Annotated in this window: 10 protein-coding genes and 1 pseudogene; 8 read left to right on the top strand and 3 right to left on the bottom strand. The window is 67.8% G+C overall.

Features of this window, described 5'->3' with window-relative positions; genetic code table 11:
* Together G6016_RS16935 and pknB are read left to right on the top strand one after the other, a co-directional pair.
* Positions 1–700: pseudogene (locus G6016_RS16935) on the top strand (serine/threonine protein kinase); the annotation flags it as partial.
* On the top strand, positions 697–2,769 hold the full coding sequence (gene pknB / locus G6016_RS00150) for a Stk1 family PASTA domain-containing Ser/Thr kinase (RefSeq protein ID WP_182630693.1): 2,073 nt from the start codon (positions 697–699) through the stop codon (positions 2,767–2,769). The pseudogene G6016_RS16935 and the gene pknB, both read left to right, overlap by 4 nt.
* A gap of 85 nt (positions 2,770–2,854) precedes the next feature.
* Here pknB and G6016_RS00145 read toward each other — a convergent pair whose 3' ends face one another.
* Positions 2,855–3,535 carry an aminodeoxychorismate/anthranilate synthase component II gene (locus tag G6016_RS00145; protein ID WP_182630692.1) on the bottom strand — a complete coding sequence of 227 codons (681 nt, stop codon included), beginning with the start codon at positions 3,533–3,535 and terminating at the stop codon, positions 2,855–2,857.
* Positions 3,536–3,625: 90 nt separating this feature from the next.
* Between G6016_RS00145 and crgA the strand changes: the two genes are divergently transcribed.
* Both crgA and G6016_RS00135 read left to right on the top strand, forming a co-directional pair.
* Positions 3,626–3,892: a cell division protein CrgA gene (crgA, locus tag G6016_RS00140; RefSeq protein ID WP_182630691.1), complete on the top strand. Its 267-nt coding sequence runs from the start codon at positions 3,626–3,628 to the stop codon at positions 3,890–3,892.
* A gap of 474 nt (positions 3,893–4,366) precedes the next feature.
* Positions 4,367–4,762 carry a PH domain-containing protein gene (locus G6016_RS00135; RefSeq protein WP_338403456.1) on the top strand — a complete coding sequence of 132 codons (396 nt, stop codon included), beginning with the start codon at positions 4,367–4,369 and terminating at the stop codon, positions 4,760–4,762.
* Positions 4,763–4,867: 105 nt separating this feature from the next.
* Here G6016_RS00135 and G6016_RS00130 read toward each other — a convergent pair whose 3' ends face one another.
* Both G6016_RS00130 and G6016_RS00125 read right to left on the bottom strand, forming a co-directional pair.
* Positions 4,868–5,614 (bottom strand): rhomboid family intramembrane serine protease, encoded by a 747-nt coding sequence (locus G6016_RS00130; protein WP_182630689.1) that lies wholly within the window; start codon positions 5,612–5,614, stop codon positions 4,868–4,870.
* Positions 5,615–5,811: 197 nt separating this feature from the next.
* On the bottom strand, positions 5,812–6,342 hold the full coding sequence (locus G6016_RS00125; RefSeq protein ID WP_182630688.1) for a peptidylprolyl isomerase: 531 nt from the start codon (positions 6,340–6,342) through the stop codon (positions 5,812–5,814).
* A 125-nt stretch (positions 6,343–6,467) separates the two neighbouring features.
* On the opposite strand from G6016_RS00125, the gene G6016_RS00120 reads away from it, so the two are divergent.
* The 4 genes from G6016_RS00120 to G6016_RS00105 all read left to right on the top strand — a co-directional run bounded on the left by G6016_RS00120 (position 6,468) and on the right by G6016_RS00105 (position 10,000).
* Positions 6,468–7,142, top strand: a complete 675-nt coding sequence (locus tag G6016_RS00120; protein WP_182630687.1) for a hypothetical protein — start codon at positions 6,468–6,470, stop codon at positions 7,140–7,142.
* Positions 7,139–7,621 carry a GNAT family N-acetyltransferase gene (locus tag G6016_RS00115; RefSeq protein WP_338403455.1) on the top strand — a complete coding sequence of 161 codons (483 nt, stop codon included), beginning with the start codon at positions 7,139–7,141 and terminating at the stop codon, positions 7,619–7,621. The genes G6016_RS00120 and G6016_RS00115 overlap by 4 nt, the downstream gene beginning before the upstream one ends.
* Positions 7,622–7,660: 39 nt before the next feature.
* Complete coding sequence (locus tag G6016_RS00110) at positions 7,661–8,983, top strand: TrpB-like pyridoxal phosphate-dependent enzyme (protein WP_182630686.1); 1,323 nt, start codon at positions 7,661–7,663, stop codon at positions 8,981–8,983.
* A gap of 90 nt (positions 8,984–9,073) precedes the next feature.
* A complete protein-coding gene (locus G6016_RS00105) occupies positions 9,074–10,000 on the top strand; it encodes an SDR family oxidoreductase (protein WP_182630685.1) in 927 nt (308 codons plus the stop codon).
* The last annotated feature ends 321 nt before the right edge of the window (positions 10,001–10,321 follow it).

Below are 10,321 nucleotides of genomic sequence, written 5' to 3'. Positions count from 1 at the left end.
AGCCGGCGCCGCTGTCGCCGGCGCCGGGTCCGACACCGCCGCCACACACATCATCCCCGACGGCACCGGCCGCCAACCCTCCCAGCAGGGACCCACGCCCACCCGGCAGTTCACCCAGGTCCAGCCTGGCGCCGCCCAAGGCCAGCGTCCCCCGACGCAGGGCGGACCCAGGCAATCCGGCCCCCCACCGGCAGGTCCCCGTCCACAGGCCGCGACCGCACGTCGATCCGGGCCACCGCCGACCAACGCGCGCCCCGCCAAGCGTCAATCGAATGCCGGGTGCGTGGGCTGGTTCCTCGTGGTGTTCCTGCTGGTTGCTGCTATCGCCGTCGCCGCGGCTGCCGCCCTGTCCAGCGCGGGCTTCTTCGGCCCCGGCGGACTCTTCGGCGGCACCAGCACCACACCCACCACGCCCACGTCGCCACCGGTGACCATCACCACCACACAGACACCGACCCAGCAGCCTGAGCCGACACCAACCCCGACCCAGGCACCGACGCCGACCCCCGAGCCGAGTCCCACACCCACCGAGGGCACCCCGCCACCGGATCTGGGCGAGGTCCTCGACTCGCTCACCGCGGAACTCAATTCGCTCGCGCCCCAAGGCGGACAAGGGCAGGGCGGACAGAGCGGTCAGGGCTTCGGTGGTCAGGGACAGCCGGGTGCCGGTGCAGCCGGCGGAGGGGGTGAGCGCGGATGACCACACCGTCAATTCTCGCCGGACGCTACGAACTCGGCGACACCCTCGGATACGGCGGCATGTCGGAAGTCCACCGGGGCCGTGACACGGTCCTCGGTCGTGACGTGGCCGTCAAGGTCATGCGGCCCGAGCTTGCCCGGGACGAGACCTTCTACCAGCGGTTCCGACGCGAAGCCCAGAACTCTGCGTCCCTCAATCATCCGTCGATCGTCGCGATCTACGACCAGGGCGAAGAACCCACGGCCGAGGGTGCGCTGCCGTACATCGTCATGGAAATCGTCGAGGGTGACACCCTGCGTGACATCGTCAAAATGGACGGCGCGATGGAGGTCGACCGGGCCCTCGGCGTGATGGCAGATGTGTGCGGAGCCCTGGATTTTTCCCACAAGAAGGGCATCATCCACCGCGACGTCAAGCCGGCGAACGTCATGATCTCCCGCGACGGTGCGGTGAAGGTGATGGACTTCGGTATCGCCCGCGCCGTCAGCGATTCCACGTCCAGCCTCACCACCACCTCCTCCGTTCTCGGCACCGCCCAGTACCTGAGCCCGGAGCAGGCCCGCGGCGAGACCGTGGATGCCCGCTCGGACCTGTACTCGGCGGGCTGCGTCCTCTACGAGATGGTCACCGGCGTGCCGCCCTTCACCGGGGAATCGCCGGTCGCCGTCGCCTACCAGCACGTCCGCGAGACGCCACAGCGTCCGTCGGCGGTGAACCCCCAGGTCAGCCGATACGTCGATGCTGTGATCATGCAGGCGATGGCCAAGAATCCGGACAACCGTTACGCCACCGCTGGCGAGATGCGGTCCGACCTGTTGGCCGTACTGACCGGTTCTCGACCCTCCGCTCCCCTGGTTCTGTCCGACGACGAACTGGACGACGACCAAAGGCCCGACGCCCCGCACGGGTTCACCGGGGCCGGTTTCGCCGCCGGGGGATCCGATTGGTCGTCGCCGTCCGAGGCCGCGACCGAAGCTCACGATCTGAACGGTCTGTACGGGACCAGCTCGGCCGGCGGCGCAGCGGCCGGGGGCGTGTCAGGTCAGGCAGCGACCGCCGGGCCCTCCGAGCAGGCCCCGACACGGCATCGCAGCTCCGACGCCGAAGGCCGGTCTCGACCGCGCGCCGTGGTGATCGCCCTGTCGGTACTGCTGGTGCTGGGTGTCATCGCGGGTGTTTCGATCTGGGCGACCGGGGACAACGGCCCCGGGTCGTCTGAGCAGCCCCAGCAGGAGGTCTCCATCCCCGAGGTCGCCCAGCGTCCCGTCGAGGAGGTCGTGGAGGAGCTCACCGCCCTCGGTCTGGAGCCGGTCCAGGTGCCGCAGACCGACATGCACATCCCCGTGGGTCACGTGATCTCCTCCGACCCGATCGCCGGCAAGCGACTCGCGGTGGGGTCGGAGATCACCCTGGTGGTCTCCACCGGTAAACCAATCCTGTCGGTGCCGAACGTCATGGGCATGTCTCCCGGCGACGCCCGCCGCGCACTCGAAGAGGCCGGCTTCCAGGTGATCCCGGAGAACGAGGCGCGGCCGTCGACGGAGGGGGACCAGGACAAGGTCGTCGATTCCGATCCTCCGCCCGGCGCTCAGGTGCCCGCGGATCAGCCGGTCAGGTTGACGGTGGGCTCCGGGCCCGAGGAGCTGCAGGTGCCGGGCGTGGTGGGCCAGAACGTCGATTCTGCCCGGGCGACACTCGAGTCCGCCGGTTTCAGGGTGGACACCCGACGTGTCGACGGCACCGCGCCCGAAGGGCAGGTCGTCGAACAGTCCACCACCGCCGGCCAGACCCAGCTCAAGGGCGCAACGATCACCATTCAGGTGTCCGCCGGCAACCGGTTCGAGATGCCCAACATCGTGGGCGACACGGTCGACGAGGCGTTGGCCAAGCTGGAGCAGGCCGGCTGGCGCGGCGGCCGCGGGCAGCTCGTCGAACTCCCCCAGAATGATCCTGACCTCGCCCGCGTCGGCCAGATCTACTCGCAGCAGCCGCCCGTCGGGGTGGCCGGGGTGAACGATCAGGTCGTCGTCCGGGTCATCCGGTTCGGCCTAGTCCCGGGACCCGGCTGAGCCACACCGCTCACCGTGACGGGCGGGGACGACACAATGCCGCCGGCCCCACCGGTCCCGCTGGCCCAGCGACTGGGTTGGCCAGTCAGGCCAGTGCCGCTCCCCGGGTGCGAGCAAGTTCGTCCTCGAGGCCGGCCACCAGGGATTCCGAAGGCCGCTCACCGCACATGCCGAGCCAGTTCGCGAGCATCCGGTGCCCCCCGTCACTCATCACCGACTCGGGGTGGAACTGCACCCCGTGGATCGGCAGATCGCGGTGCCGCATGGCCATGAGCAGTCCCGATTCGGTCCAGGCCGTGGCCACCAGTTCGTCCGGCAGCGTCTCGGGCAGCACGGTGAGTGAGTGGTAGCGCGTCGCCGTGAACGGGCTGGGGATTCCGGCCAGGACGCCCGAGTCCTCGTGGGTGACCTGGCTCGTCTTGCCGTGCATCAGCTCGGCGGCCCGGTCGACGGTCGCGCCGAATGCCTCACCGATCGCCTGATGTCCCAGGCACACTCCGAGCACGGGGACACCGGTCCGGGCTCCGGTCTCGATCAGCGGGATCGTCGCCCCGGCACGGTCCGGCGTGCCGGGGCCCGGGCTGAGCAGGATGCCGTCGAATTGTCCCGACACCTCGGCCAGGACCGCCGGATCGTTGACGCCGGCCGGGCCGTGGAATCGCTCGTCGTCGTTCCTCCATACCTCGCACTGCGCGCCCAACTGTCCCAGGTACTGGACGAGGTTGTAGACGAAGCTGTCGTAGTTGTCGACGACGAGGATGCGCATAGGTGCAGCGTACTGCGCCGCGAGGAGGTGAACGTCACGGGCGGGACTTGGTAGGGTGTCACAGACATCCCCCAGCAGTTCGAGGTCTCCATGCCCAAGTCAAAGGTCCGGTCGAAGACCGAGTACACCGATGCCGCAGTCAGCCGCACGCCCGTCAAGGTCAAGGGCTCGCCGACGCCGCGGTGGTACCTGATCCTGATGCTCGGGCTGATGATCATCGGCCTGGCGTGGCTGGTTGTGTACTACATCGCCGGTGAGCAGATCCCGTTCATGATGGATCTGGAGACGTGGCAGAACTTCGCCATCGGCTTCGGTCTCGCGGTTGTGGGCCTGCTCATGACCATGAATTGGCGCTGACGAACAGGTCATTTCCCAGGGCCGCGGCTCGCCACAGCCTTCATCCACAGCTTCTTCCACAGATCACCCCCCGCACAGTGCGGGGGGTGATCTGCATTTACCTCAAGTCGCCTCATTTGCGCAGGTCAACACACGTTTATTTTCCTGTGTCGCGCGTTGACCTGCGAATTCTCACACCCTCACACGTTGTGGATAACTCCCTCCACACTGGGGAAAAACAATATTTGACGACGACGACGACACCGCCGCAGGTCGGGAGCGCACCGGATCGAACGCGTTTCGAACTCCACGCGTGTTATTCATTCACAGTGTGGATAACGCCTGTGGATAAGGGAGGATGACGGGCATGAGTGGTCGAGCAACTTCCGGAAGCAAGGGCACAGCGCTGTCATGAGTGGTCGCGACGTGACTGGTCGGGGGTCAGAGGGCGGGCCGAGGGCCGATTCGTGGTCACCGGGCACGCTGTGGCCTGCGGTGCTGATCGTGCTCGGTCTGGGCCTGGTCGTGGCCGGGATGCTGCGTCAGGAACCGCTGGCGCTGCTGCTCACCGGCCTGGCGGCGCTGATCCTCATCCCCACGGGGGTGTCCCAGTTGCTGCGGCGGCCGCGTATCGAGGTGGTGGACGGTCAGCTGGCGATCAAGAAGCTGAGCGGAACGATGTTCATCCCGCGCGAGGAGGTCGTGGAGGTGCGGGCGCTCGGTACGGCCCGGTGGGGTGCGCGGCAGCACCTCATGCGACTGGAGTACATGGACGAGCAGGGACGCGAGCAGCTCGACGTGTTCACCCGCATGGATCTCGGTACGGATCCGCGGGATGTGGTGGAGAGGTTGGAACGTCTCGGGTTCCGGAGCCGTCCGGCCCGGAAATGACCTTCCGGATCGTCGGGCACTACTTCCACCCGTCCGACTGACGATTCCATTCGGCCGGCTAACACTTCAGCCGGGCCGACGATCCTTACGCCCGGTGCTTCGCCCTCAGTTGCCTGACAGCGCCGCGCCGGCGAGTTCGGAGAGCAGGGCCTGACCGGCGACCCAGGCGAGAACGCCCAGCGCCACGGCCACCACGGCGTAGGCGATCCAGGAGACCACCTCGCGGCTGGCCCGGCTCGTGCGGGCGGGCAGCTTGCGGGGTAGGACGACCAGTGCGAGCGCTGCGATCGCGCCCACGACGAGCCCACCGAGATGGGCCGCCAGCGAGATTCCCGGGACGAAGATGCTGATGCCGATGTTTAGTGCCAGCAGGACCGCGACGCCCTTGATGTCCAGGCGCATGGTCATCGCGACAATCGCGTAGGCGCCCATCATGCCGAAGATCGCCCCGGACGCCCCTGCCGTGAGGGCGGTCGGGCTGAACTGCAGCACGGCGACGGATCCGCCGACCGCCGAGATCAGATACAGGGCCAGGAAACGCAGGTGACCGATACTGCGCTCGATGCCGATGCCGAGAATCCACAGCATGTACATGTTGAGCAGCAGGTGCACGGGCCCGAAGTGCTGGAATGCGGACGTCAGCAGTCGCCACCACTCGTCCCACACCACCACCACTGGTGGGACGAGCGCGGTGGCCTCGAACAACGATGAGTGGTGGTTGCTCATCAGGCTTCGCGACTGGACCACGGTTGCGAGGTAGACGGCGAGGTTCGCGGTGATCAGCCACGCGGTGACGGGCTGGAGGCGGAAGAAGCGCGAGAGTGCGCCGCCACGGCTGGTCTGGGTGCTCATGATGTCCGGTACTCAGTGGATGCGGTGGGTTCCCGGGATGCGGTTGTCCCGGCGTGTGGTGGTGCCCTGATGAGGGGTCGTGCTCCGGGTCGTGCGCCGGGGCGTGGTGTACCCCCACGACCGGGGCACACCGAGAACACGACGGCGCGGGCCCGGTCCGCCCGGTACCCGCGCCGTCATCCGACCGAAGTGGCCGGTCAGGAAATGGCGATCGACTCGATCACGACGTCCTCGGTCGGGCGGTCCATCGCGCCCGTGCGGGTCGTGGCGATCTCGTCGACGACCTTCTGCGAGGCCTCGTCAGCCACCTTGCCGAAGATGGTGTGGCGGTTGTTCAGGTGCGGGGTCTGCCCCACGGTGATGAAGAACTGCGATCCGTTCGTGCCCGGGCCGGCGTTGGCCATGGCCAGCAGGTAGGGCTCGTTGAACTGCAGCTCCGGGTGGAACTCGTCCTTGAACTGGTAGCCCGGGCCGCCGCGACCGGTACCGGTCGGGTCGCCGCCCTGGATCATGAAGCCGGAGATGACACGGTGGAAGATCGAACCGTCGTAGAACGGGCCGGTCTTCTCGCCCTTGGCGTTGGCCTGCGAATAGTCCTTGGAACCGTCGGCCAGGCCGACAAAGTTCTGGACGGTCTCCGGGGCATGGTTGCCGAACAGTTCGACGACGATGTCACCACGGTTGGTGCGGATGGTTGCGTTCTGCGTTGCGATGCTCACGCCTGCCATCCTGCCACGCAGCGCGGACAGTCATCGGCGGAGAGGTGAATGCGATCCCCCGCGACCCCGACCGGAGTGGCCCGGCGGGCACGTCGTCGGTGGTCGGTGTCGGACACTTGTGCAACCATCGTTGCATGAGCAAACGAAGCGATCGCGCTGCCGAACGCAAGGCTGTCAAGCAGGCCGAGAAGGATCTCAAGCACGCCGGTACCGCTGCCCGCAAGGCATTCGACCTGAAGGATCCGCGGTTCCTCGGCGAGGCCGCGGTGGCCGCCACCCGTGGACCGGTCGGACTCGCCCTCTTCGGAGCCAGCCGTGGCATCCAGGTGGTCCGGGACCGTCGCGCCGAACAGGCCGAAGTCCTCAGCGAGCTGGCCTCGGACGCGAAACTCCACGCCGATACGCTGCGGGAGAAGACCTCGGTCCTCGCGGCTCCCCCGCAGCGGAAGAAGCCGCTGCGTCGATTCGCGCCGCTGCTGATCGTCGGCTTGGCCGGCGGTGCCGCCGTCGCGGGTGCCACCGCCTACTTCCTTCGCGATTCGGGCTCCCCAGCCTCCTCCCCCACCCCGGCTCCGAAGCCGCCGGCGAACCCCGCACAGTCCCCGGCACCCGGCAGCGCAACGCCCGGCCCGGCTGCAGGTTCCGCACCGCAGCCCTCCGATGACTCGGTCACCGGCGAGGACACGAAGATCGACGCTGCCGATCCGGAGGGCCCAGCCGATCAGCAGATCGACTCCTCCCCCTCGGCCGGCAGCTCAACACCCGGCCCTGCCGCCGGATCGGCACCGCAGCCGTCCGACGACGAGTGACCGAACCGTCACCGCAGGACGATCCGCCCGCACTGCGGGTCGTCACCTCTCCGCTGGGCCAGCTCGGTCCACTTGACGTCCACGCGTTGTACAAACTTCGCGTGGACGTCTTCGTGGCGGAGCAGGACTGCCCTTTTGCAGAGATCGATGACACGGACGCGAACCCGGAGACCACGCACGTGCTGGCCTGGGCGCCCGGTCGCGATTCGTCGGAGCTCACGGCCACGCTGCGTGTCTACGGTGGCGACGGTGTCATGCACATCGGTCGCGTGTGCACGGCCCCGCAGTGGCGTGGCCGTGGGATCGCGGCACGACTGATCCGCACAGGACTCGAGTTGTGCGGGGACCAGCCGGTCGAGATCGGGGCGCAGTCCCACCTGGAGCAGTGGTACCGGCAGTTCGGATTCAGCCGGTCGGGTCCCGAGTACCTCGACGGGACCATCCCCCACGTTCCGATGCGTCGCGACCTCCTAGGATGAGATGTAGACCACCCCTCCCACTTCATCCGAGGACCACACATGACGTCTGACGCTTCCTCAGGTTCGCTGGTCAAGGCACTGTTGCCTGAGAGCGAGATGCCGACCCACTGGTACAACATCCAGGCGGATCTCCCCGAACCGATGGCCCCTCATCTGCACCCGGGCACAAAGGAACCGCTCGGTCCCGAGGATCTGGCACCGCTGTTCCCGATGGCGCTCATCGAGCAAGAGGTCGCCACCGAGCGGTACGTCGAGATCCCGGAGGCCGTCCAGGAGATCTACCGACTGTGGCGTCCGGCCCCGCTGATCCGTGCGCGTCGACTGGAGAAGGCCCTGGGCACATCCGCCCGGATCTACTACAAGTACGAGGGCACCAGCCCCGTCGGCTCGCACAAGCCCAACACCGCCGTCGCCCAGGCCTACTACAACGCCGCCGAGGGCATCACGAAGCTCACCACGGAGACCGGTGCCGGCCAGTGGGGTGCCTCGCTGGCGTTCGCCGGTCAAGCCTTTGGGATCGAGGTGGAGGTGTGGCAGGTCAAGGCTTCGTTCGAGTCCAAGCCGTACCGCCGCATGCTCATGGAGACCTTCGGGGCGTCCGTTCATCCGAGCCCGTCGGACCTCACCGAGTCGGGTCGCGCGATGCTGGCCAAGGATCCCGACACCCCGGGCTCGCTCGGTATGGCGGTATCCGAGGCGGTCGAGGTCGCAGCCGGCGACCCGGAGGCCCGCTACTCACTGGGGTCGGTGCTCAACCACGTCTGCCTCCACCAGACCGTGATCGGCGAGGAAGCCATCAAGCAGCTCGCGATGTTCGGCGAGGGTGCACCGGACTACCTCTACGGCTGCGCAGGCGGCGGATCCAACCTCGCCGGACTGGCTTTCCCGTTCATTCGCGAGAACCTGGCCGGGGCCGAGACCACAATCGTCGCCGTCGAGCCGTCGGCCTGCCCGTCGCTCACCGAGGGTGAGTTCCGGTACGACCACGGTGACGTGGCGGGGCTGACCCCGCTGATGAAGATGTACACCCTCGGCCAGGACTTCGTGCCGGACCCCATCCACTCCGGTGGCCTGCGCTACCACGGCATGGCGCCGCTGGTCAGCCACGTCAAGCACCTCGGACTGATCGACTCGATGGCAGTGGATCAGAACGTGGCGTTCGAGGCGGGCGTCGAGTTCGCCAAGGCTGAGGGCGTGGTTCCCGCACCCGAGTCGACCCACGCGATCGCCGGAGCCCTGGACAAGGCACGCGAGCACACCGGCCCGGCGGGCACCGGGCCATCGATCGTCATCGGCCTGTCCGGCCACGGTTTCCTCGACCTTCCCGCATACCAGTCCTTTGTTCGCGGCGAACTGGGCTGATCCCTCAGGCCCACGCCACGTCTGACCCACACGTCGTCGCCGACACAGCGACGACCCGGACGACCCACCCCCTAGAAGGAGCACCCCCCCATGACCTCGATCGACTTCACCGACCGCGTCGCCATTGTCACCGGTGCAGGCGGCGGCCTCGGCCGCGCCTACGCACTCGCCCTGGCCGAGCGTGGCGCCAAGGTCGTCGTCAACGACCTCGGCGGCGACGTCCACGGCGGCAGCGGAGACGCCTCCCCCGCCCAACTCGTCGTTGACGAGATCACCGCCGCCGGGGGCGAGGCGATCGTCGACGGAAGCGACATCACCGACGAAGCCGCCGTCCAGAAGATGGTCGCCACCGTGATGGACACCTGGGGCCACATCGACATCCTCATCAACAACGCTGGCATCCTGCGCGACAAGTCCTTCGCCAAGATGGAGCCGGCCGACTTCCGCAAGGTCGTCGAGGTCCACCTCATGGGTTCGGTCAATTGCACCCGCGCCGTGTGGCCGCACATGGCCGACGCCGGCTACGGCCGCATCCTCATGACCACCTCGACCTCCGGCATCTACGGCAACTTCGGTCAGGCCAACTACGCGGCCGCCAAGTCCGGACTCGTCGGGCTGATGAACGTGCTGGCCATCGAGGGTGCGAAGAAGAACATCAAGGTCAACTCCATCGCGCCGACGGCCGCCACCCGCATGACCGAGGACCTGCTCCCCCAGCAGGTGCTCGACATCATGGGACCGGACACCATCGCCCCCGGTGCCCTGTTCATGGTCAGCGAGCAGGCCCCCACCAAGACCATCCTCGGTGCCGGCGCCGGCGTCTTCGCCGTCTCGCAGATGGTCGAGTCGCGCGGCGTCTACCTGCCCGACGGTGCCCGCACCCCCGAGGTCGTGGCCGAGCGTTGGGCCGAGATCGCCGACATCACCGATGCCAACCCGCTGGAGTCGGCCTTCGAGCAGACCTCCAAGTACGCCGCTCTGGCCGCACGCGAACTGGGCCTGCACCTGGAGAGCTGAGGAACGCGCACCCCTCCCCGATCCACCTCGAGAGCGTCCCACCCGAAGCCGTCTTTGAACTGTGTGAACTGACGAGTCCTCGGAGGGACGCTCTCGTGTCGTCCCCGACCGCTCGGTCCGGGGAATATACTTCGCGCACGAGCCGGGCACCCCGTCTCGGTCATTGATCTGCGGGATTCACCATGGCCACCACCTCGCACACCGGTCTCCTCCGGGGATTCGCGCATTCACTGCACCCCGCAGGCCTCGCCCTGGCGTTGATGTTCTTCGCCGCGTTCGGCCCGGATGCGGCGCAGATGTGGGTCGCGATCCTGCAGCCGC

This window comes from Dietzia aerolata (assembly GCF_014144865.1).
Lineage (GTDB): Bacteria > Actinomycetota > Actinomycetes > Mycobacteriales > Mycobacteriaceae > Dietzia > Dietzia aerolata.
The sequence above is the reverse complement of the archived record's forward strand: the minus strand, read 5'-3'. Positions and strand labels throughout refer to the sequence as shown.

What these genes read in the sequence shown, in the direction of transcription:
- G6016_RS00110 (WP_182630686.1), top strand. Translation starts at nt 7,661, where the DNA reads ATGACGTCTGACGCTTCCTCAGGTTCGCTGGTCAAGGCACTGTTGCCT.
- G6016_RS00145 (WP_182630692.1), bottom strand. Translation starts at nt 3,535, where the DNA reads ATGCGCATCCTCGTCGTCGACAACTACGACAGCTTCGTCTACAACCTC.
- G6016_RS00130 (WP_182630689.1), bottom strand. Translation starts at nt 5,614, where the DNA reads ATGAGCACCCAGACCAGCCGTGGCGGCGCACTCTCGCGCTTCTTCCGC.
- G6016_RS00120 (WP_182630687.1), top strand. Translation starts at nt 6,468, where the DNA reads ATGAGCAAACGAAGCGATCGCGCTGCCGAACGCAAGGCTGTCAAGCAG.
- G6016_RS00105 (WP_182630685.1), top strand. Translation starts at nt 9,074, where the DNA reads ATGACCTCGATCGACTTCACCGACCGCGTCGCCATTGTCACCGGTGCA.
- G6016_RS00125 (WP_182630688.1), bottom strand. Translation starts at nt 6,342, where the DNA reads ATGGCAGGCGTGAGCATCGCAACGCAGAACGCAACCATCCGCACCAAC.
- pknB (WP_182630693.1), top strand. Translation starts at nt 697, where the DNA reads ATGACCACACCGTCAATTCTCGCCGGACGCTACGAACTCGGCGACACC.
- crgA (WP_182630691.1), top strand. Translation starts at nt 3,626, where the DNA reads ATGCCCAAGTCAAAGGTCCGGTCGAAGACCGAGTACACCGATGCCGCA.